The organism is Actinomadura sp. NAK00032, assembly GCF_013364275.1.
In the GTDB taxonomy this organism is placed as follows: Bacteria; Actinomycetota; Actinomycetes; order Streptosporangiales; family Streptosporangiaceae; genus Spirillospora.
Genome location: NZ_CP054932.1, coordinates 4608100 through 4629600, shown reverse-complemented (window position 1 = coordinate 4629600; position 21501 = coordinate 4608100). Strand labels below are relative to the sequence as shown.

Below are 21501 nucleotides of genomic sequence, written 5' to 3'. Positions count from 1 at the left end.
GCGTTGCCGGAGGTGGCGGCGCCGCGGCGGGCTAGGGGCATCCCTGACAGACACCATGGGCACCGCGCCCTGCCTACTGCGGCCGGGACCGCCTCCTGGGACGGCCGCGGGGCCCGCAGCGGGACTGATGCCCCTATGGATGTCAAGCCGCCTTCTGTGCTGTGGCGCTGGGTGAGCGGGTGATGATCTGGTAGATCTCGCGGGCGACGTAGCGTTTGAGGCACCTGATGGCTTCCCGTCGGGTTTTGCCGTCGGAGGTGCGTCGTTGGACGTAGTCGCGGGTGCGCTGGTCCCAGCGCATGCGAGATAGCACGATGGTGTGCAGGGCGCAGTTGGCCTGGCGGTCGCCGCCGCGATTGAGGCGGTGGCGTTGGGTCCTGCCGGAGGATGCCTCGATGGGGCTGACGCCGCAGAGTGCGGCGAAGGAGGCCTCGGTGCCGAGCCGCTCGGGGTTGTCACCGGCGGCGATGAGCAGTGCCGCAGCGGTGTCGGGGCCGACGCCGTAGGTGCTGAGGAGCTGTGGGTTGTGGTCGGCGAGGATGGCGCTGATCTGGGCTTGGAGGTCGGCGATCTCGCGGGTGAGCTGGTGGATGCGGCGGGCGAGCAGATGCAGTGTGTAGATGGCGGCGGTGGCGCCGTCGATGGCAGCGGCGGGGGTCATCTGGACGCAGTGCTTGACGAGCTTGTCGGTGCTCAGACCGCGCAACTGGTCCCGCAGCTTCGGATCGGCCGCGACCAGGATGGCCTTGAGCTGGTTGATGGTCTGGGCGCGGGCCTTGGTCGCTGAGCTTTTGGCCATTTTGAACAGGCGCAGCATCTCCACCGGGCCGGTCCCGGTTTTGGGCAGGGCGTGGGCACGGCCGGCCAGGACGGCGCGAGCGGCGGCCTCGGCATCGATGGTGTCGTTCTTGCCGCGGCGTCGACGGTTGGCCTTGTCGGGCTGGTTGACCTCGAACACCTGGATGTGGGCGGCGGCCAGGTGGCGTGCGAGCGCGGCCCCGTAGGACCCGGTGCACTCCACACCTGCGCGGCGGACCGAGCCGAACCCGCGAGCCCACGTCACCAGTGCCCGATAGCCGGCCTGGGTGGTGGGGAAGGTCTTGCTGCCCATCAAGACGCCCAGCGTGGTGATGGCGGCGGCAACATGGAAGTCCTTGTGGGTGTCTACTCCCACGATCACTTCCTGGCCATCGATGGAAGGGGGGTGGAGACGAGTTCGGGGGTGCCGAGCATGGTTTCTCCTGATCAAGGCGCGGACGGGCTTGGCCGTCGCCGGGCCGATCAGGCGGTCAGTACTGTGATGATGCTCGGTGCGGCAAGGCCCCTATCGGGACACGTCTGATCGGTCCGGCGGCAGCAAGCACCGCCCCGGAGCTGCAGCCGACAGATCAGTCCGAAGGCACACAGGAGGGCCAAACGGTTTTCGGGTCAGACCGTGCCCGAGGCGGCACCCCAAGATCCTCACAGTACGGTTTCCGGCACCTCTCTGTGTCAAGCGGCGGCGAGCAGAGAGGTATCCGTGTCTTTGATCATGGTCCGGTAGACGACGTCGCAGAGCCGTCGTTTGAGGCAGCGCAGGGCTTCTTTGTGGCTCTTGCCTTCGGCGCGTTTGCGCTGGTAGAAGTCCCTCCCGGCGGTCTGGCGGCGGATCTGAGTGATGGCCATGATGTGCAGGGCGCAGTTGAGTTGCCGATCACCGCCCCGCGACAGCCGGTGCCGTTTGACGTCTCCGGAGGAGGCGTCCAGCGGTGCAACGCCGCAGTAGGAGGCGAACGCGGCGGCTGAGCGGAACCGGTCGACGCCCGCCGTCCGAGCAAGGATCTTGGCGGCCAGCAGGTCACCGATGCCGTGCAGTTCGGTCAGGGTCGTGCCGGATTCGGCGACCGCCGCACAGATCTGGTCGGCGACTGCGGTGATCCGGCGGTCCAGCCGCCGGATCTCGGTGACCAGGTCCACCGCCAGGGCCCGCAGCGTGCGGCCCAGGTCGGCCCGGGGACGCACCCCGCGCAGGGTTCTGGCGGCGATGTCGGCGGTCAGCTTGCGTGGCAGGCCGGCCGGGACGAGCTTGGTGAGCAGGGCGTGCAGCCGGTTGATGGTCTGGGTTCGGGTGCGCACAAGGTCCTCGCGGTGCTCGATCAGGGCGCGCAGCGCGGCGATGCTCTCGTCCAGGCGGGCCACGTGCAGTCCGGTGGCGGTCTGAGCGGCGATGCCGACCGACAAGGCGTCGGCTTCGTCGGTCTTGCGGCCGTGGCCGGTGGACAGCAGCCGCACGCGACGGGCGAGCTTGGCCGGTACGTCCAGCACGGTGATGCCGTCTTCGGCCAGCCGCGCGGTGAGCGGTGCGCCGAGACCACGGGCGCCTTCGATGGCCCAGCGGGCCTGCGGCCATGCCTGGGCGAAACGCTGCAACTGCCGGTAGCCGGCCTTACTGACCGGCGCCCGCACGGCGCCCAGGGGCTGCAGCCGGGCGTCAACGGCCACCGCGGTCCAGGATGCCTTGTGCGGATCTACCGCGATGACGACCTGATCAGCGGTGTCGGCAAGCTGGCGGGATGACGGCATGGTGCTCCTCGAAGATCCGGGCAAGGCGATGACCGGCGAGGAGGGCAAACCAACTTGGGGCGGTGCAGACCTCTCTAGAGCCACTCTCGCCGGCGGCTGCGGCCGGCACGCACGCCGTTAAATGAGCCAGCCAGAAGGGGCGGCAGGTGTAACTAGAGCGACCCCGGCCACAGCCTTGTTGATCATGGCTGCAGACCGCGATCAACGCCACCGATCCAACAAGTTGGATACCTCTCTGCTCGCCGCCGCTTGACACAGAGAGGTGCCGTTAACTGGACAGACCCCCCGCAGCCAGACGCGCCTTGCTTTCCGGACGTGGTCGCCTTCCCGGGCGAAGTGCCCGGTTGATTGGTTCAGGGCCGGACGCGTAGTTCGGGGCAGTAGTGCGCGAGCAGCACCCTGGTGAGTTGCTCGCCGCGAAGGGTCAGGTGGCGGAATGCCTCAGCCGGGACGGCACGGAAGTTCGTCGGGTAGGAGATCACCTTTTCGCGGGGTATCCAGTCTGCGACCGGTACGGGCAGGGTGCGGTCCTGCATGGCGAGGTAGGCGTGCATGAAGCCGCGAATGGTGCCGTGCTGGGCGGCCAGGTTCAGTTGTGCCCGGCCGGCGTCCTGGGTCTTGTTGTAGGTGATGTCGAAGCTGCGGGCCAGCCGGGGCAGAAGGTAGGGAGCGCCGTGTTTGGTTTTGCGGCCTCGTCCGGCGTCGATGGCGAGTACGTAGTCGAGGTCGTAGACGTGTTCGGTGTGGGCGCGGGAGCGCCCTGGCTGCAGCGGGCTCAGCCCTAGATTGTCGTAAACACCTCCGTCGGTCATCGCGACGGTGTGGGAGCTGATGCCTCCGCGGCGGTCTTGGAAGTTGTAGGACCTGACGAGGGAGGGCAGGAGGATCGGGAAGGCTGCGGAGGCGGCCACGGCGTCGGCTACGGGGATCGGCCCGGTGATGCGTCCGATGGCCGAGCAGGCGCTGGCGCGGCTGCCGAACCGGACGGTGTTGGTGGTGATCAGGTCGGTCGCGGTGATGACCGTGGCCAGGTTCGGGTGCGTGACGTCGGTGATGTCTCGTGCGCCGAAGGGGCGGGTCTTGAGCGCGGCGACCAGCGCCTCGGTTCTGGGGTGCGTGCGCAGCCGCTGTCCGGGGAGTCCAGGGGCGGCCCGGAGTTTCCCTGCGACACCGTTGATCATCCGCCGGGGTGCGAGTGCGCGTTTGGCGAGTTCTCCCTGCAGCCCGCTCCTGACCAGGGTGGTGACGCTGTCGTCGAACTCCTCGAAGTCGGCAGGGCCGTAGGCCCACATCGCGGCCAGCAGGCTTCCGCCGCTGATCCCGGAGACGATGTTGATCTGGGCGAGCAGCCCGCAGTCATGCAGGGCGCGCAGGGCGCCGAGGCCGAAGGCGGTGGCACGGAAACCACCGCCGGACAGGGCGAGGCCGATGGATGGCGGGGTGTTCACCGGCGCCTCCGTAGCCATGTGCGGCGGCGGCGCCGGGACGGCAGGCTGGTCTCGTCTGAGGGGTAGGCGTAGCCGCCGGAGAAGTATCGGCCGGGAGGCGGCGCCATCGCGCCACCTGCGGCGGTGGCGTCAGCCGATGGGCGGTTCTCGACGATCCTGGCGTAGAGGTGCGGGGCGTCGGCGCCGTCCCTCCAGGCGTTCCAAACCGGTTCGGGGCCGCCGAGGATCAGCATCAGGGCGCGTCGGCTGCCTTGTGACAGGGAGGTGATCGTTGTCATTCCGGCTTCGTCGGTGGCGCTTGGGCGCGCTGGCCCATAGGGGTGGGTGTGCCACATCCCGGCGAAGGCGGTGAGCCCGTTGGTGCGCCGGTTGTGATGGTCGAGGAGTTCCTGGGCTCCGGCGACTCCGTGCTCGAAGTAGGTCTGCGACAGCAGGCTGTCGGGTGGAGGGCCGGTAGCGGCGTCGATGTGGACGACGCCGACCGCGTCGTCGAAAGCGCCGAGGAGCATTCCGCCGGTTTCGATCTCGGGGCCGCGCACGCGGGCGCCACGGCGGGTCTCGATCCGCATCTGGGTGAGGGCATCTGCGCAGATCCTCACCTCATAGCCCGATTCGGGGTCGATACAGACCAGGTCGTCGTCCCAGATCAGAAGCGGAGTGGCCGGGGTGGGGCGTGCGTTGGCGGACGGCCGGCGCACCGCCGCAGCCGTCATCGCCGCCTGGTGGCCGGGGCCGGCGGAGATGATCTGCACGGCCTGGATGAGCATGCTCGAGGCCAGGTTGCCGAGTTCTGCCGCCGAGCCCACGAAGGTGGGCGCTGAGCAGCCCGGCTCGGGGAAGAACATCTCGGTGCGGGGCGGGTCGGGAAAGAAGTCGTCGGCGATGTCGTTCCAAGTGCTCGCCTGCGGCCCGCGGGCGCGGATCGAGGTCCTGCGCAGCACATCGTGTCCCGCGCCCGCGGCGCCTGGAGCCGACACGGCCAGCAGACCGTGATCGGCCCGATGGCCGATGATCATCGTGGCAACCGGCGGCCAGTCGTCCCGTCGGCTCTTGCGGGCGTGTTCCAGGGCCGAGCGAACCCCGATGTCTGCGGTCGCGTCGATGATCAGGTCGAAGTTCTCCGCGGGGAACGAGCCGCCTGCGAAGACGGCGACGGCGTCGCGGTGGGCAGCCGTGGTGGCGAAATTCGGGGTGAGGGTGTTCAGCCGGGCTGCGAGAGCGTGGGCCTTGGGCTGCCCGATGTCGTTGTAGGTGTAGGGCTGGCGGACCAGGATCCCGGGGTTCACGGTCCCCCGGTCGACGACGCTCAGGGCCTTGGCGCCGGCGCGGACGCAGTGCTCGGCGACGGGGGCGCCCACTGCCCCCGCTCCCAGGACGAGGATTCGCTTGCCGTGGATCCAGGACAGCGCCGTGCCTTCGTCGCGGCGGCGGGCGACCTCGGGGCGTGCTTCGTGCACGGTCATCCATCGCACCGTGGCGGTATCGAGCCACTGGTGAGCCCGGTCGAGGACTCTCCCGGTGATCTCCTTGTCGTCGAGTACCTTGGCGCGTCCGAGCATCGAGGCGACCTCGGCTCCGAAGGCGTCGAGGTTCCAGGCGACCAGATGCGCCAGCCGCGTGTCGCCTCCAACCCGGCGGGACGGGGTGCCCAGCAGCATTACCACGGGATCGGTGTCGGGATCCTCGGTGTCGGGATTCTCGGCCCAGCGCAGCAGCCGGTTCAGGCTGCTGGCCCAGGTCAGGTCCTTCAGGAGGCGATCGCGCGGGTAGCCGACGCCTTCCAGGCCCGCGGCGAGTTCGCGGGCGCTGGACGGATACTCCCAGGTGATGTGGTCGTTGACCAGCATGGCAGGGATGAGGAGATAAGGGCGTCCCTGCTCGTCGACCGCCTGGACATCGTCAGCCAGAACGCGGTGGAAGGCGTCGAGTTCGTCGAGCCATTGCAGGACCTCGATGCGTCCGTGGCCGCTGACGCACCAGGCGTAGGAGATCGACGGGCCCGGGGCGGCGTGCCGCCTCCAAGGCGCGCGGGCGCCCAGGTCGGGGTGGACGATGAGGTGCCCGGCCTCCGCCGACGGGAACGCCGCTGGCGGGTGGAGCGGCTGCCCGTCGGGATCGAGGGTGCCAGCAGCGGCCCTTTCCAGCCAGGTGACCAGCCGGTCGAGGAACCCTCGGATCCCATCGGAGGGGTTCCACTCCACCGACGCCGCGGCGTATAGGCACAGGTGGCTACCCCAGTTGACGTGGGGCGTCCCCCTCCAGCGGTCGTGCAGGACCGCGACCGCGGGCGGCGCGAACGGGAACGTCTCGGGGATGGTCAACCGGAATCGTTCCCGGCTGCGCACTTTGATGCCCGGCCCGCGATGGATATCGCGCAGGTCCAGGGCGATCACCAGGTCGTTGGCGTCGTTGGCGTGTTTGGGCAGCACTTCTACAACGCCGTTGCTCACCGCGGCCAGGGCGGCGAGCTGGCGAGCGGCCAGCGCGTGGCCGGCATGGCTCACCGGCCGAACCCCACCGGGGGCGGTGCGACGGTGCTGGCGCCGCGGTCGGCGGTGATCGCGGCGCGGATCCGGTCGGTGCCGCCGGAGTCCTGAGGTCGGGTGGCGGCGAGGTCGCGGCCGACCGCGGCGGCGGCCGACGCGACGATGGCCAGGCGGCGGCCGTGCCGCAGCGCCTTGGCCTCGGCAGCGGCGCGAGGACTGGGAACGGCCGCTTCTCGCAGGACACGGGCGCCGTCGGCGTCGACGGCGAACACGACCGGGGTGGGGGCGTCGGCGTCGCGCCATTCCATCGTGCAGATCAACTCCTCGACGATGTCCTCGTACTCGTCGGCCGCCTTGCGATGCGGAGGGTTCTTCCCGGGTTCGTCGCTGGAGGGGATCACGCCGCTGCTGGAGACGACGATGGCGCCGTCGCGGGCGTGACGGGCGAAGGCGTCCATGATGTCGTTCTGCAGGACGTCCTCGCCGTCCTGGGGCAGGAACATCACCTTCTTGGAGCAGTGGTGGGGGGCCAGGAGCACGTCCCATTCCAGGCGGTGCTCGCGGTCGTGCTTCTCGCTGTAGGTGAAGATCTTCATGATCGTCTCGTGGGCGAGGTCGCCCAGCAGGAGGATCTTGCCGGTCTCCCCGTCGGTCTCGGTGAGGGTGACCTGCATCGCCACCGAGGTGTCGTTGCGTTCGGCGGCGCAGTCGGCCGCGAACGGAGCGTGGATGAACGCCTCGAACCGCCCCGCGCACGGGTGCTGGTCCAGTGTGGTGATCGACTTGCCGGGGCCGGACTTGTACTGCTCGGGCAGTTCGTCGTAGGCGTGCTTGTCGTGGTCGGTGTCGTAGCCGATCACGACGACCCGGTCGCCGCTGGTGGGCTCCATGCCCTCCTCGATCGCCTTCTTGACCGCCGTGACGCGTCGTTCGGCCTCGGTCTGGAACGCCTTGGCGTCCTCGCAGAGCTTGTCGTCGTCGGCCTGCTCGTACTCGCGCCACAGCCGCGGGGTGGCCCACAGCTCACCGATGTCGACCTTGTCCAGCAGGTCCGCGAAGCCCAGGCAGTGGTCCTTGTCGGCATGGGTCAGCACGAACACCGCGAGATAAGGCCGGCCGCCGACGGTGGGCAGCGCCTCCACGAGCCGGTCGACCACCGGTACCTCGGGGTTGGCGTCGTCGTCGGCCTTGGCCATGTCGCGCAGGTCGACCTGGACGACGACGTTCTCGCTCACCACGATCGTGGTGCTGTCCCCGGTCCCCACGGGCCAGAACACCACACCCATGTCCGGCAGATCTTCCGCCACGCGCTCAACCTCCTCCGAACCCGCCGATCCTCGCGTGCCGCCGGCCGAACCCCGCCGTCCCGGGCACGGCCGACCGCCCGGGACGCGGCGGTGGGCGCCACGACCGGGCACGCGATGGTCGAACGCTGTTTGACTTGTCGAACATGGACCCTAGCGGCTGGTGTTCGAGAAGTCGAACGGTGATACAAAGGAGGGACACGCCGAAACAGGAGCACGACACCATGCCGCGAACCCGAATCGACGTGCCGAAGCTCTACGCCGCGCTCGACGTCGCCCGCCGCGAGCGCGACACGTCTTGGCGGCAGCTGGCATCGGAAGTCGGGGTCAGCCCCTCGACAATGACCCGGCTGGCCAACGACAACCGGCCCGACGTCGACGCCTTCGCCGCCCTCGTACGCTGGCTGGGCTCACCCGCCGAAGACTTCATGACCGACGACGCCGACGCCCCACGGCACGAACCCGAACTCCTCGTCCAGCTCGCCCCTCTGCTACGGGCGCGCAGGGACCTGCGCGAGGAAGATGTGCGCTATCTCGAAGAGGTGATCAGCGCGGCCATCCGCAGGTTCTCCGCCGAGCGCGACATGCGGGCCCGCTGACCGTGCCGCAGCGCTGGACGCAGAAGGCGATGCAGGCCCTCGCGCTCGACCTTCGCGCCGAGGTGGGCCTCACCTACGACGCGCCGTTCGATCCCTACCGGTTGTGCTCCGACTACGGAGTGCCGGTGTATCCGATCGAGGGCCTGTCGGAGTTCGGATGCCCCGCCGACGCGATCGAGTACTTCACCCTGCTGCGGCCGGGCATGTGGTCCGCGGCGCTCATCCCCCACGGCACCGCGAGGTTCATCGTGGAGAACACCGCGCATGAACCGGTCCGCCGCCGCTCCAACGTGACCCACGAGGTCGGCCACCTTATTCTCGAACACGAGTTTGATGGGGCTCTGCTGACCGACGAGGGCTGCCGGAAAATGAACCCGCAGGCGGAGAAGGAAGCGGTCTACCTCTCGGCGGAGCTCCTGGTACCGAAGAAGGCCGCCATCAGGGCAGCGTTCGCCGGCCACGACAACGCACGCGTCGCCCGGGAGTTCAACGTCAGCGAACGGTTCGCCCAGTGGCGCATGGACGCCTCGGGAGCCCGGCGCATCGCTCAGCGGTCGAGGGCCCGATCATAGAGCGCGGAGTCGCTGCTGGCCGCGCGCATGTCCGCGCCGTCGCTTCCGCCAGGGCCCGAGCGCCGGTCATGAGGTTCGGCGTCACAGTCCGATCTCGGCTTCGATTTGGCGGCGCCAGGCGGCGCCGTCGCGCCAGTACTGCATGACCATCAGCAGGCTTTCCAGCGGCCGCGTTCGCCGATGGCGGTGGGCGATGGCTTCGCCGCCGCTGGTGGTCACCCGGCGCGCAGTCCGTGCCAGGAGTAGGCGCTCGGGTCCTCCAGTGGCGCGGGCGACTGCGGCGTCGTTGATGCTGGCACCCGACGCCCGCACCAGGGCGTTGAGGGAGCTGTTGCCGATCCGAGGCACCCCGCCCCACGGGCGGCGCGCCGCATATCTGGGGGTACCGGCCAGCCGGTCGTACTGGTCGACAGCGCGGATCAGCGGCCCGTCGGTGATGCCGTGCGCGGCCAGGGTGTCGATCCAGACTTGAGTGAGGCGAACGGGGCATGCGCGGTGCCCCTCACCGGCGAGCGCGGCCGGACCGGGGCGGGACCGCGGTCCCGGCGCCGGTGGCCCGGGTGGGCCGCGGTCGCGGCGCAGAGGCCGAAGATGAAGCAGATTCAGCATCTCCGCTAGTGTCCGACAGATCAAGATCTGTCGGAGACGCCCTGGTTTCTCCGGCAGGCGCTCGGCAAGACGGTGGAGGTCGCCAAGGATCTTCCACCCCAGGTACGAGACCGGGTAGGCCCACTTCGCCGATCTTCGCGAGGTACTCGTGCTCCGGGAGCGCGGCTTGCGATCGCACGTGGATCAGCCTTCGGCGCGGCGGCGGTTGGACGGGTGGATGCGCGCCTCGGAGATCTGCTCGATCTCATCCTTCGAGAGCAGATAGTCCATGCGACCGTGCCCGCGCTCGCGGGCGTCCATGATGCGGCGGAACTCGGACAGCATCCGCAGATAGGTGTCGAGCATGAGCGCGTGCGAGTTGCCGTCGTCATTGCGCTTGACCTGGGGCTGCAGCTCGGCCCAGCGTTCGCCGCCGCGCATGAGGAACTCGACGTAGCTCGCCATGTGGCCCTCGAGCGGGTCGTTGTGGTCGAAGCCGCGGAACTCGAGATCGTAGGAGAGCTGTTCGTCGAGCTCGACGCCGTCTTTGGCGAGGCGGTCGATGCTGAACGTGATGATGCGGAACATCTGGAGGATGTCGGAGACGCGGTCGCAGTCGCGCTTCGACAGCTCCCTGCTGAAGCCCGCGGTCTCGTACCAGTACTGGCCGGTGTAGCCCTCCTCGAGGATCTTCGCCCGCATCAGCTGGTACTCCAGGTCGCCGTCGACGTCGTTCGCGTCCTCTGGCAGCACGCGGGCCAGGATTCGGTGGAGTAGCGAGAGCACCTGCCGGTCCGCGATCCGCATACTCTCGGCCGGAGGCTCGCTGCCGTGCTCGACCTCGTTCTCGTAGACGGGCACGACCGCCTCCATGAGCAGATCGCGGACGTACTCGCTGAGAGTGATGCCCTGGCCGTCCGCCAGCTCCTTGAGCTGGTCCCGGACTCGATCGTCCACTCTGATGTTCAGAACAGCCATGACAGATTCCTTTCGTATGCGTGTATGACGATAAGCGTAGCACTGTCATACACCTTCCTGGAAGAGGTGGCCCACGCCTATCGCCTCATCACGCAGAAGGCCCCCGGAGCATCCGCTCCGGGGGTCTCGTGTCGTCTTCGCCCGTCTACGGGATGCTGGCCGCCGACGCCTGGGTGATCATCGCCCGGCGGACCAGGATCGACTCGTGCCTTGCCCCGCCGGATGATCTGCAGCAGCCGTGGCGGGTGCAGCCTCCTGCGCATCGATCGATGCCGGCGGCAGCCTCTCGGGCGCCGGTGCGGCTGTGTCGTGGAGCAGGAACGCGGCATCGCGTCCAGTGCGGACCGGTCTCGCTAGTCGGCGGTGTCGGCGAGGCCCATCCGCAGCGTCCGGGGGGTGCGGCCGAGTTGGAGCGCCGCGACCCGAGGCACAGCAGCAGGCCGCCACAGGCCAAGCCAAGAACTGACTCCCCTGGTCTTGTTCGCCTCCACCAGCAACGTTTCTTCATGAGTTCCGTTCCGAAGAAGGCGGCGGGGCTGCCGTACCCGTACGGTCTGTAGATCGGTGGGTCCCAGTGGCCGTTGACTCTGGCGTTTGCTGACAGCGTTGAAGGCATGGCGGAGACACCTGATAGCCGGAGACGACGCGGCCACCTACGAGGACCTGATGCGGCAAACCCAGGCGATCTACCGGAAGCTGCACCGGTCCGGCCTGATGACCTCGCGCCAGTTCATCGAGGAGCGGGACACCGTGGAGGCCGCGATGGAGTCCACCGGGTTCGATGAAGTCCGGTTTACCTGGCGCCGGTCGGCGCTGGTGTGTTGATGGAACGGTAGTACGCGGTCTCGTACTCGACAGGTGGGACATCGCCGATGGCGGTGTGCAGCCGGCGGTGGTTGTACCAGCCGACCCATTCGACGATGGCGTACTCGACCTGGTCGCGGGTTCGCCAGGTGCGGCGGTGGATCAGCTCGGTCTTGAAGGTGGCGTTCAGCGACTCGGCCATCGCATTGTCATATGAATCGGCGACCGAGCCGACCGAGGCGGTCACGCCCAGGTCGGCCAGCCGGGTGGTGTAGCGGAAGCTGACGTATTGGCAGCCCCTGTCGGAATGATGGATCAGGGTGCCCGGTTGCACCGGCCGTTCGCGGCCGCGTTGCCACAGTGCCATCTCCAGTGCGTCCAGCGGCAGGTCGGTGCGCAGGTGGTCGGCCAGTTGCCAGCCCACGATCCTGCGGGAGAAGGCGTCCAGCACGAACGCCACGTACACCCACCCCTCCCAGGTGCGCACATACGTGATGTCGGCCAGCCACAACCGGTCCGGCCGGTCGGCGGTGAACTGCCGATTGACCAGGTCCGGCGGTCGCGGCGCAGACTCGTCAGGTGTGGTGGTGCGCCGCCGGTCGCGGCGGTGCACGCCCTGCAGGCCATGGGCGCGCATCAGCCGTTCCACCGTGCAGCGCGCCACCTGGACGCCTTGTCGGCGCAGTTGCCTGTGCACGCGGTAGGCACCGTAGGTGCCATAACTGGCCTGATGAACGGCCTCGATGTGCTCTGTCAGTACAGCATCGCGTTGGGCGCGGGCTGAGGGCGGGCGGCGTTTGCGGCCGTAGTAGGTGCCCGGGCACAGGTCCAGGACCCGGCAGACCGGCTCGACCCCGAAGCGGTCACGCAGGTGGTCGACCAGCATGACTACTTCGTCCGGGGCTGGCCGAGCTCGGCGGCGAAAAGCGCGCTGGCGGCCTTCAATATCTCGTTGGCCCGCTTGAGTTCGGTGTTCTCACGGCGCAGCCGCTTGAGCTCGTCACGCTCGGCGGTGGTCAGCTGCTCGGGGCGCTTTCCGGCGTCGGCCTGAGCTTGGCGGACCCAGGTGCGCAGGGCTTCGCGGTGAATGCCCAGATCGGCGGCGATCTGCGCGATCGGCCGATCGGACTCCAGCGCCAGCCGCACGGCCCGGTCCCGGAGCTCCTGGGGGTATTTGCGTGGTGCTGCCATCGCGGTGATTCTCCTCCTTGCCAGCCAAGATCACGCTGGCTTGAAGGACTTCATCGAACCCGGTGGACTCCACGATCTGTGTAGCGCTGGAAACCAGGAAGACCGGTCAGGCCGGCGGTCGGGCGCGCCGCGCTGAGTGCGGCGCGGGTGCTACAGGCCGAGTGGCTGCCCGCCGATCAACCGTCGAGGCAGGTCACGCCCCGTCGACCTGGACGATGGCATGGCAGGACCTGCAGTAGCCGAGTGCGTCCTCACCAAAGGTGGTCGCCAGCTTTCACGGCCCACGCCAGCCAGCCTGATCACCCTTTTGCGTGCCGAGGCTGCTAGGAGGTGGTGTGCTCTCCGGGAGCAGTGCGGAGCCAGTCGGGTAGCAGGTCGGCCAGGAGTTGTTCGCCGGTGCGGGCCAGTTGGGCGTTCTTGGCGGCTTTGGAGCGGCGGATCCAGTATCGCAATGTTGTCTTGGGGTCCTTGTGGTTGGCGTAGATCATGACATGGTGCAGGCCGGCTTGGACGCGTTCTTCGCCGCCTTGCTGTTCCAGGGCGTCGAGCAAGTGGGTGATCCGGGAGGCCCGCCATACGTGCGGGGTGAGGTCGGCGCCGTCCAGCACGCCTGCGGCGTGGCCCAGCCGGGTGCTGATGCGGTCGGCGTCGTGGCGGTCCAGCCGGCGGCCGGCGTCGTCCAGCAGCAGCGGCCCGGTGGTGCGGCCGTCCAGGTAGGCGTGCAGCAGCCGGGCGACGGTGGGCGGGACCTCCAGGTCGCGGATCTGGTGGCCTTTGCGCCGCGCCCGCAGCACGGTGCGCTCCGCCGTGGTGCGGGCGCCGGTGGTGCGCAGGTCGGCGGCGTCGGCGGCGCAGATCTCGCTGACCCGGCCGGCCAGCATGTACAGCAGCGTGACCAGCACCAGGTCGCGCAGCGCGGCGTCACCGGCGGCCGGGCCCCGGCCGGTCGGGGCTAGTGGACCGGCGGGCCGGGCGGCGGTGAACACCGCGGAAACCTCGGTCTCCTCCAGGATCGGGGTCGCGGTGGAGGGGTCCTCTTCGTCGATGACCGGTCGGACGTCCTCGGTGACCGGGTTGGGCGGCGCCGGGTCCAGCACCTCGGCCGCGTAGGCGTGCAGGCTCGACAGCGTCTTGACATAGCGGGCGACGCTGCGCGGGGTGAGCGGCTGGGCGGTCCGTGCGGTCACCCGGGACCGCCACAGCTGCAGGTGCGCGGTGGTCAGGCAGCCGAGAAAGAAGCGGTCGTGGCCCAGTTCGCGGGCCAGCGGCGCCCAGATCGTCAGCAGGTCGTCGCAGTAGCCGCGGCGGGTGGCCACCGAGGTCCGCTTCGCCGATGACAGCCAGCCCAGCACCACCTGGAATGCGACCGGGTCCAGCGCCTCGGCCAGCAGTTCCAGCCGCCGCCGGTAGATGCGCTCCTTGCGGGGGCGCCGGGCCTGCGGCCCGGCTGGCGCGGCGGAGCCGCCAGCCGCAGGCAGCGCGGCCGGGCCGGGTGGTGCGGCCGGTGGGGACTGTGGGGACAGGGCCCAGCCCAGGCACCGCTCCCCCAGGTCGGCGTCCAGGGCGGTGAGCGCGTCGTGCAGCAGCGGCGGCACCCGCACCGCAGGCGCGGAGGCCCGGGGCGCGGGCATCAGCGCGCCGCCGGGCGGCTGTCCGGACGCGCCCCTGGACGACCCGGTCGGTGGGGCGCCACCGATGCCGGTATCGCCGATGTCGGCGGTGTCGCCGGCGGTGCCGGGACCTGTCATCGGGGGTCGTCCTTCCTCTTCGGGCGGCGCGGCGCGGGGTGCGCCTCCCGCGGCGCCGATCATGCTAGCAGGAGCGCTTAACGCCAGTTAAGCGCTCCATTCAAACACATCAAGCAAACGTTTCACGAAACGATTCACTGATGTGATTCCTGCTATCGTCGGGGCGTGACCGACCAAGACGCTGAGCACGAGGACGAGCTCGAGACCACCGCCGACGGGCGCACCGCTGCCGGGCCGCCGCCCGATGCCGGCTCCCCGCCCTCCCCGGTTCCGCTCGCCGCTGCCACACCCGGCGCCGACGCCGCCTCGGGCGCCCGGCGACCTGCGAACGCGGGCACCAGCGCGGACGGCGACACCGGCCAGGACACCGCGCACGGCACGGACGCTCCCTACGGCCGGTGTGTGCACTGCGACGACCCGCTGCCGGCACCGCTGCCCGGCGGCGGCCGTCGGCTGCAGTACTGCCCCGACCCCGACAAGAGGTGCCGCAGCAAGCACAACAATGCCCGCCGCGGCGCGACCGGCCGCCGCGTCGCCGCGGTGCTGCGCTCACACGACCAGGTGGAGACCCGGGCCACGCCCGCCTTGGCCGACCTGGGCCAGCTACTGATCGACCACGCCGCCCGGCACCAGGCGCTGCTTGACGAACTCGACGAGCGCGCGGCCCTGGAGGCCCAGATCGACACGCTCACCGAGCGCAACACCGTGGTGGAGGCAGATGCCCGCCGCCGCATCCGCGAAGCCAAAGCACTCGCAGAGCAACGCATCGCCACCGCGCTGACCGAGGCCGAGCAGGCCATCGCTGCCGCCAAACAGCGCGCCGACGAGGCCGAAAGCCGCGCCGATCAGGCCGTACGCGACGCCGAGCAACGGGTCGCCGAGCACGCCCGCGCCCGTGGCCACGCCGAGACCAGCGCCACAGCCGCCCAACAGCAAGCCGCCGACGCGACCCGCCAAGCCGAGCACGCGCATCAGGCCCGCATCGCGGCGGAGAACGCCCACCGCGACCTCGCCGACCAGCTGACCGCCGCCGAACTCGAGCTGGACCGGCTGCGCACCACGCTGCGGACCACCAGGACCGACCTGGACGACACCCGCCACAAGCTGGAAACCGAGCGGAGCCGTACTGCGGCCGCCGAACAACGCGCCACCACCGCCGAAGATGTGCTCACCGCCGCCACCGCGGCCACCGCCCGCGCGGAAACCCGCGCCGAACGCGCCGAAGAACGCGCCGACGCCGCCATGTCGCGCGCCGAGCAGGACGCCCGGCGCGCCGACGAGGCGAGCACCCGCGCCGACCGCGCGACCGACCGCGCCGACCAGGCACGCGCCGAAACGGACCGGCTGCGCGCCGCGCTGACCCTGCCCACGGTCGGCGACATCGGCGACGCCACTGGCACGCCGGGCGTGCGCACCGGCACCGCGACCGTCACCGCCGCTGCCGGGCGCCTGTGCCTGGCCGGAGTGGGTGAAAGGTTCACCCCCGACGCCGCCGTCGACCTCGCCCGCGCCCTGCTGGCCGTGGCCACGCACCCCACCACCCCAGAACCGGCCGACTCCGACGCCCAGACCCCTGACGCTCAGCAGAACCGATGACATCCCGGCTCACTCAGGTGCAGGTGCCCGCCCGGGGGCGCAAACCGCACGGCGGATGAAGCGATCGACGCGTATGAGTAACGTGAGGCGCGTGTCCCGCGTGGGCGAGGACGGGGTCAGGCAGCGGGCGGCCGACACCGGGGGCGCTGGACTGGGCGGCCTGGTGGGGTGTGGTGGCCGACGACCAGGTGCTCGGCGCGAGGGCGCGGTGCCGTTTCGTAGTGTTGCGCGACCCGCACGACCCCGCTCGTAGGCGCTCGGGAGCGTCGGAGCAGCCTGAGCGGGTCCGGCCATCTCGATGTGGGCGGGGCGGCGGCGCACGCTCCGCGCTTGGGGCGGGCGGGAGCCGTGCGCCGCATCGCGGTTCAGCCTGGGGTGGTGTGCCTTCGGACCCGCCGTGCGGCGGTGACCAGGTTGCGCAGGGCCGCCTCGGTCTCGGGGTAGGCGCGGATCTTCAGGCCGCAGTCGGGTTGGCCCACTCGTGCGGGCGGGGCCGTGTCATGCGCCGCGATGATCGCCATGGCGGGGGCGAAGGCGAACGCGCCGCCGATGCCCTGGACGGCGCGCAGCACGTCCAGCATGACGACGCCGGTGGACAGCCCGCAGCCGAGCGACCCGAGGGCGGGGCGGGCTCCTCCGCGGTCAGTTCGCCGGGTCCGCCATGGCTCTCGTCATGGCGGACCCGGCGAGCGGACGCTCTGCAGCCGCGGCCAGGACGCGCGTTCCGGTGCGCTTCGAGCAGCAAGATCAGCCGCGCACGGCTTCGTTTCGTAGTCCAGCCTTACCGGCCTCGTTATGGGCCTCATCTGTCTCCGAACGAGTCGGTCTGGTGCACCGTCTCCCCCTCATCGCCGTGCGGGGCGGGCCATACACAGATGAGATGGTGTTCGGGCGGTTCTTGGTCGCTTCGGAACTGTCCTTCGGTGAGGTGGCCGACGTTGCGGCCTCGCGCGTGCGCGCGAATCCTGTATTTGCCGGGCACTCCCCGCATGGGGCTGCGGCCGCGCAGGTCAAGAAGTTCCTCGCCTTCAGAGTTGGTGATCACTGCTGCTCCCCGCGGACTGAGGTAGGTGAGGTCGACCACGATGTCCCAGTCGCTGAGATTGAGGGGTGGTTCGCTGTCGGAAGCAGTGAGTGTGAGGGTGATGTCTCCGGTGTGTGTTCCGGCCATGAAGGCGGCGTGACCCTCACCAGTGACGGTAGCGAGGGTGTTGGTGTCGAAGATCCGTTCCACTCCATGGTCTCCCAGAGGGCTTTCCTCCTCGGCGAGGAAGTAGGAGCCGAAGCTGACTGGGAGACGGACCGTGATGCTGAACGGTGCGGGCCTCATATCGGTCGGAGCATAACGAGGACCGCTCCGCTTCGCTAGGAAGCGGAGCGGGCCCGTTGTCCGCTCGGCGGTTCAGCCGATCACGGGTCGATGCGTACCCAGAACCAGTCGCTGTCCAGAATGTGGTCGTTCCTCATCCAGTTCTTGTAGGCGTTTCCTGCGCTGCGGTTCTGGCTGCGGCTCAGGGGTCTGGCCGAATACCACCGGCCCGTTGAACCGATGGTGGCCGCGTTCTGGTAGGTGGCGGCCATCGGATACTCGTCACAGTCCCTGGCCTCGCCGTTCGGTCCGACGGTGTAGGGCTGGGTGTAGTACTGCGGGTCGGAGCAGATCCTCACCACCTGTGCCCGGGACTTGTCCTCTAGGCTGCCGTTACCTGCGACAGCGTGTGTCTGGTAGTAGTTGCGTGAGAGTTGCTGTCCGGAATTCTTCCCGCCGGGAATGATCACCCCGACCGCAGGTGGCTTGGTCTTGGAGCCTTGGCCGGACTGCGCATCGTCGATGTGCTGGATCACCTCAGAGATGTTGGCGTTCTTGGTGCGCGACAGGGCGAACGTGGCGGGTACTTCGTGGTAGATGCAGCCGTAAGGCTTCTTGGTTGATCCGCCGCCGACGTAGACGTAGTTGGCTCGGTCACATCGGAACGGTACTTTGTACCCGTTCTTGTTTGTCGGCCGCAGCCCGTCGGGCAGGTTGATTGACGGGGACGCCTCATAGTAGGAGACGGCGTCCTTGTCGTTGTGCTTTCCGTCGCCGCCGCCGATCGCGTTTGAGGTATCGAATGTCCAGGTCAACGGCTTGTTGTTGTAGGTGGACTTCCACTCCTTGCGCGGATGGGATTCCCACCTGCTGTTTGGCCGGCAGTCGGCCCGCGGTAGTGCGAAGCAGAAGATGTCCAACTGGAACCGGTAGTCGTTCCACGCCCGGGGGTGGGACGTCCAGTTGTCGACGGCCGCCCAGAACTTCATCTTCTGGTCACCGGTGATACCCTCGCCGGTAATGGTGAGCCGGAAGGTGTCGACGCCCAGTGTGATGATGTTGCCGTCTTTGTCGCGGCCCCAATCGGTGATGGAGCCGGTGCCGACGTAGCAGTAGGCGAAGTGATTCTTGAACTTCTGGAAGTCGATGTTGCCGCCCTGCAGTGCTCGGCAGGTGTCGAGGGTGTAGTAGTCGTAATTGGGGGCGAACTGCTTGGCGCCAGGTCGGGTGTCGACCGGCATCGGCGTCGGGTCCGCGGCTGGGTTGGCGGGATCGTTGCTGGTGGCGTTGCGCTTGGTTGCCTCGGCTGATTGTGTGGCGTACTGCTTGAGGTCCGTGCCGGGCTTGACGGTCTTGGGGAGCGTCGACCAGCCTTCCAGCTTCAGTGTGGACCAGCCTTGTGCCGGGTCGAGCGGCGCGGCCAGGGCGGGGGCGGTGAGGCTACCGGTGGCCACCGCGAGTGCGGCGGCCGTGCCGATCGCTGCGAGTGCGCGGGTGAAGCGGGAGCGGGTCACGAGTGCCTCCTCAGCCACACTCGGTGTAGAACAGGTCGGCTCTGTTATCGGCGGAGGCGCCGACGAAGGAGGAGCTGGAGCTCGCTGTCATGCCCCACAGCGTTGTCCACGGGTCGGTATCGCGATCGTAGACGGTCACTTTGTTCGTGGAGTTGTTGTGCCAGGAGGTTGCCTGGTTCTTGAATCCGTAATCTTCGAGGGACTGAGTGCCGCCGCAGTCCTGGAACTGCAGACGCCGATCCTCCCAGTTCTTCTGCTGGTAGAAGCAGTACCAGCCGCTTGGGCAGTTTGGTGTTCCGGCGACGTTCTTCTGGAAGACGACCTTGGCGGCTCCGTTGCCATAGGTGACTTCCGTTGGGCCGGTCTGCGTGCCGCCGAAGCGTGTGATTTGGTCATTGACCTGGTCTTGCACCGACGTGCCAGGTGCGGCCGACGCGGAGCTGGCCAAGGCCGTGCCAGCCATTAGCGTCCCGAGGGCCATACAAGCGACAGTCAATGCGCGGTCGGTTCTCATGCACGTCCTTTCGACGACTTGAACGAATGCACTAACCGCGGGGTGCGACCAAGACCGTAATACAACGCGATGGGCGTGTCGAGAATATTGAGGGTGATAGAAGAAACACTGAGCGACTACCAGGGCTGGTAATATGTGGTCACCATCGGCTGTAAACCCCGGGATGGGTGCACACGTCGTCAGGCCAACTCGCCGCCGGCCCCTTGTCGGCGGGGCGCTCGCCCTCCATGGCGGCCTCCGGCGACGGGACCTCTGTGTTGCTGTACCGCAAGTACTTCGACGACCAGGTCGCGGCCGCGCTGCTCATGGGGCGCCCGCGACTGACGAAGCAGGTCACGGGCACCGATCTTGCTCCGAAGCCGTGACGGTCGCAGCACGCGGCGGCGGGCGGCGTGTCAGCCGCGCGTCCGGGCGGGGTACCTGGGCTCATCGTGCTGCGAGGCCGCGTCCGACTTGGCCGCAACATCCAGGCCAGCCGGTTGCGGGCCGGGAGTACCTCGGGAACCGCCCGGGGCGCGTTCATCGTTCCCAAACGACCACGCTGCGGATGGGGCCCAGCGTTCGCTGACGGTGCTGGCTCAGGGCTGCCGCCTGAGGGACGCTAGCGTGCCAGGGCGACAGGACACAGCCGCCCGACCGGGCACGGCCGCCGGAGACGCCCCATCCCCGCACGGCCCGTTGTCTGCATGTCGGCCCGTAGTGAGTGGCGCTCTGAACCGCGCCCCAGGCCCTGCGGGCGGGTGCATCGCCCGCACAGCCGAGCTCACGGGCCATAGCAGCAACGGCCGATGCGGGACCTAACGGTACCTTGTGCGCATCGCCGTCCTGTCGACCTGGTCCGGCGGCATCGGTAGGCACTGAGCCAGCACGACACTGCCGTTAGCCGGGGGGCCGGAGGGAAGAACGGCGAGGGGCACCACCCGGACCTGCTGAGCCACCCTCACGCCATCGCTTGGCACGCGCACAGCGGCGTTGTCCTCACGCGTCTCCCCTGACGCTGAGGATCGCCGCGTCACGTGCCAGCCTCAGGGGGAAGGGTTGTCCGGGCTGGTTGTATCTGACCGTTGGTGCCAGGCCGCCAGGAGCCTCGGTGTCGATTCCGTCGCTTCGATGGTGGCGGGGACGGAACAGGACTCGTCGACGGTGTGGGCTTGCTACGGGTCGCCCGGCCCGTAGAGGATCACTGCGGGTGAGCCCAGTTTCGCGGTGAGAACCGACGCGTCGGTGAAGTATGTGGCGTACTGTGCGCTCTGGCCGGAGTCAGCTGGCCGGAGGGCCTCGGCGAGGGTGTGGACGAGGCTGTCGTCGGGGTCGGTGGCGACGCTGGAGAGGTCGAGAACCGCGTCGACGTCGATGTCGGGGCCGGCGAGTTGTCGAATCGCTGATATCGCTTGGTGCGAGGTGAAGCCTGGAACGGTCCTGATGTCCAGTTCGGCGTGGTCAGGGACGAGGTTGGGCTGGGTTCCGGCGCGGAAGACCCCGACGTTGACGGTGGCCGCACCGTGGGTCTCGCTGTGGGGCCAGTCGTTGTATCCGTGGATGCGTACGGCGGCGTCGGCGAGTCTTGCCAGTGCGTTGATCCCAAGATCGGGTCGTGACCCATGGGCACTGCGGCCTTGCGCGGTCAGGCGGAGCCAGGGCGCGCCCTTGTGCCCCAGGAGGACCTGGTTGCCGGTGGGGTCGGCGACCATCAGGACGGGGCTGGGGGGCCAGGTCGTTGAGTTCAGCGGCGCCTAGGCAGCCTGTCTCCTCACCGAAGGTGAGGACCAGTTGTGTGCTGTGCCGGCGAAGCGGGAGGCGTGCTCGGTTGCGGCAGCGACGATGCAGGCCAGACCGGCCTTCATATCGGTGCTGCCGCGGCCGAGCAGCAGGTCGCCACGGATATCGCGGCTCAATGGGTCGAAGGACCATCCGGTGGCGTCGGCAGGGACGGTGTCGAGGTGGCCGGTGAGGGTGAGAGGCCTTCCAGTGCCGATGCGGGCAATGAGGTTGGCCCGCTTGCGATGATGCTCCTTGATGCGCACCGCGAAGCCCGCTTCGCCGAGAAGGGCCGCGAGGAGTTCGGCGGCAGGCTTCTCGTTGCCTGCCCTGGTGTCCAAGGCCGATGCATCGGGTCGAGTCGACCTCGCCCGCCAACGCGTCCAGCCCGCGGCCGCCATACGTGAGGGCCTGGTCGAGCTCCGCCGGTCCTGGTGCAGGTAGGTGAGGCCAGCGGTACGTTGCGCTGGGCGCCTTCCCGGAGGTACCACGAGTCTTGGTGACGCAGACCGTTGGGCAGGTGGTGCGGA

General features: G+C 69.0%; 19 protein-coding genes. 4 read left to right on the top strand and 15 right to left on the bottom strand.

Features of this window, described 5'->3' with window-relative positions; translation table 11 throughout:
- Window positions 1-142: 142 nt before the first annotated feature.
- From HUT06_RS21460 to HUT06_RS21440, 5 genes are all read right to left on the bottom strand, one after another.
- Complete coding sequence (locus HUT06_RS21460) at window positions 143-1174, bottom strand: IS110 family transposase (protein ID WP_217711380.1); 1032 nt, start codon at window positions 1172-1174, stop codon at window positions 143-145.
- Window positions 1175-1491: 317 nt separating this feature from the next.
- Window positions 1492-2562 (bottom strand): IS110 family transposase, encoded by a 1071-nt coding sequence (locus HUT06_RS21455; protein ID WP_176197370.1) that lies wholly within the window; start codon window positions 2560-2562, stop codon window positions 1492-1494.
- A gap of 353 nt (window positions 2563-2915) precedes the next feature.
- Entirely contained in the window at window positions 2916-4010 is a 1095-nt protein-coding gene (locus HUT06_RS21450) for a patatin-like phospholipase family protein (RefSeq protein ID WP_217711379.1), read from the bottom strand.
- Window positions 4007-6514: a ThiF family adenylyltransferase gene (locus tag HUT06_RS21445; RefSeq protein WP_176197368.1), complete on the bottom strand. Its 2508-nt coding sequence runs from the start codon at window positions 6512-6514 to the stop codon at window positions 4007-4009. Before HUT06_RS21445 ends, HUT06_RS21450 begins: the two co-directional genes overlap by 4 nt.
- Complete coding sequence (locus HUT06_RS21440) at window positions 6511-7803, bottom strand: hypothetical protein (RefSeq protein WP_176197367.1); 1293 nt, start codon at window positions 7801-7803, stop codon at window positions 6511-6513. Before HUT06_RS21440 ends, HUT06_RS21445 begins: the two co-directional genes overlap by 4 nt.
- 221 nt (window positions 7804-8024) lie before the next feature.
- Between HUT06_RS21440 and HUT06_RS21435 the strand changes: the two genes are divergently transcribed.
- A complete protein-coding gene (locus HUT06_RS21435; RefSeq protein ID WP_176197366.1) occupies window positions 8025-8399 on the top strand; it encodes a helix-turn-helix transcriptional regulator in 375 nt (124 codons plus the stop codon).
- A gap of 2 nt (window positions 8400-8401) precedes the next feature.
- On the top strand, window positions 8402-8971 hold the full coding sequence (locus HUT06_RS21430; RefSeq protein WP_217711378.1) for an ImmA/IrrE family metallo-endopeptidase: 570 nt from the start codon (window positions 8402-8404) through the stop codon (window positions 8969-8971).
- Between the two features lie 81 nt (window positions 8972-9052).
- Here the strand turns inward: HUT06_RS21430 and HUT06_RS21425 are convergent, their stop codons facing one another.
- Together HUT06_RS21425 and HUT06_RS21420 are read right to left on the bottom strand one after the other, a co-directional pair.
- The gene (locus HUT06_RS21425; RefSeq protein ID WP_176197365.1) at window positions 9053-9580 is read right to left on the bottom strand and encodes a hypothetical protein; all 528 of its coding nucleotides are present in this window, start codon (window positions 9578-9580) and stop codon (window positions 9053-9055) included.
- Window positions 9581-9763: 183 nt separating this feature from the next.
- The gene (locus HUT06_RS21420) at window positions 9764-10537 is read right to left on the bottom strand and encodes a YfbU family protein (RefSeq protein WP_176197364.1); all 774 of its coding nucleotides are present in this window, start codon (window positions 10535-10537) and stop codon (window positions 9764-9766) included.
- A 594-nt stretch (window positions 10538-11131) separates the two neighbouring features.
- On the opposite strand from HUT06_RS21420, the gene HUT06_RS21415 reads away from it, so the two are divergent.
- Window positions 11132-11362, top strand: a complete 231-nt coding sequence (locus HUT06_RS21415; protein ID WP_176197363.1) for a hypothetical protein — start codon at window positions 11132-11134, stop codon at window positions 11360-11362.
- Here HUT06_RS21415 and HUT06_RS21410 read toward each other — a convergent pair.
- Window positions 11331-12532, bottom strand: a protein-coding gene (locus HUT06_RS21410) for an IS3 family transposase (protein WP_254715306.1) whose coding sequence is annotated in 2 segments (ribosomal slippage) — window positions 11331-12241 and window positions 12241-12532 — 1203 coding nt in all. Because the reading frame shifts where the segments join, the coding sequence is not laid out codon by codon here. The genes HUT06_RS21415 and HUT06_RS21410 overlap by 32 nt on opposite strands.
- Window positions 12533-12855: 323 nt before the next feature.
- Window positions 12856-14280: a tyrosine-type recombinase/integrase gene (locus tag HUT06_RS21405; protein ID WP_176197362.1), complete on the bottom strand. Its 1425-nt coding sequence runs from the start codon at window positions 14278-14280 to the stop codon at window positions 12856-12858.
- 165 nt (window positions 14281-14445) lie between these two features.
- Between HUT06_RS21405 and HUT06_RS21400 the strand changes: the two genes are divergently transcribed.
- Window positions 14446-15876 carry a hypothetical protein gene (locus HUT06_RS21400; protein WP_176197361.1) on the top strand — a complete coding sequence of 477 codons (1431 nt, stop codon included), beginning with the start codon at window positions 14446-14448 and terminating at the stop codon, window positions 15874-15876.
- A 365-nt stretch (window positions 15877-16241) separates the two neighbouring features.
- Here the strand turns inward: HUT06_RS21400 and HUT06_RS21395 are convergent, their stop codons facing one another.
- From HUT06_RS21395 to HUT06_RS43915, 6 genes are all read right to left on the bottom strand, one after another.
- Entirely contained in the window at window positions 16242-16457 is a 216-nt protein-coding gene (locus HUT06_RS21395) for a hypothetical protein (RefSeq protein ID WP_176193786.1), read from the bottom strand.
- Between the two features lie 221 nt (window positions 16458-16678).
- The gene (locus HUT06_RS21390; RefSeq protein ID WP_176197360.1) at window positions 16679-17110 is read right to left on the bottom strand and encodes a hypothetical protein; all 432 of its coding nucleotides are present in this window, start codon (window positions 17108-17110) and stop codon (window positions 16679-16681) included.
- Window positions 17111-17286: 176 nt separating this feature from the next.
- Complete coding sequence (locus tag HUT06_RS21385; RefSeq protein WP_176197359.1) at window positions 17287-18699, bottom strand: hypothetical protein; 1413 nt, start codon at window positions 18697-18699, stop codon at window positions 17287-17289.
- Between the two features lie 10 nt (window positions 18700-18709).
- The gene (locus tag HUT06_RS21380) at window positions 18710-19213 is read right to left on the bottom strand and encodes a peptidase inhibitor family I36 protein (RefSeq protein ID WP_176197358.1); all 504 of its coding nucleotides are present in this window, start codon (window positions 19211-19213) and stop codon (window positions 18710-18712) included.
- 1154 nt (window positions 19214-20367) lie between these two features.
- Window positions 20368-20904, bottom strand: a complete 537-nt coding sequence (locus tag HUT06_RS43920) for a peptidase dimerization domain-containing protein (protein WP_217711377.1) — start codon at window positions 20902-20904, stop codon at window positions 20368-20370.
- Window positions 20905-20946: 42 nt separating this feature from the next.
- A complete protein-coding gene (locus HUT06_RS43915; RefSeq protein ID WP_217711376.1) occupies window positions 20947-21312 on the bottom strand; it encodes a M20/M25/M40 family metallo-hydrolase in 366 nt (121 codons plus the stop codon).
- Window positions 21313-21501 lie beyond the last annotated feature (189 nt).